Origin of the sequence: Pseudomonas parasichuanensis, assembly GCF_021601385.1 — a bacterium.
Lineage (GTDB): Bacteria > Pseudomonadota > Gammaproteobacteria > Pseudomonadales > Pseudomonadaceae > Aquipseudomonas > Aquipseudomonas parasichuanensis.
This window is the reverse complement of the sequence record NZ_BQHO01000113.1, coordinates 1-255: the sequence shown is the minus strand read 5'-3', so window position 1 is coordinate 255 and position 255 is coordinate 1. Positions and strand designations below refer to the sequence as shown.

Sequence of the window (255 nt, the reverse complement as noted above, 5' to 3'; positions counted from 1 at the left end):
GTGGCGTTGCCCTGGGCATCCAGGGTCAGGTAGCCGTACAGCCCATTGATCTGATCGCCAACATGGCCGAGCGCCGAGGTGGAAGTGTCGTTGCCGGCACGCACACCCACCACGTACTGGCCGTCGCTGCGCACATCGGCGCCAACCACATCGTTGGCCAATACATTGCCGCTGATGCTGTCGCCCTCGGTGACATGGGCGAAGTCGCAGTGGGCCTTGGGCACATCGTCGACGATGCTGATCACGATGGTGCTG

At 63.1% G+C, this 255-nt stretch carries 1 protein-coding gene; it reads right to left on the bottom strand.

All coding sequences use genetic code 11. The annotated features are described in order from the left end of the window. The coding region (locus L6D77_RS27175) for a hypothetical protein (RefSeq protein ID WP_236170245.1) at nt 1-255 on the bottom strand (255 nt) is incomplete at both ends.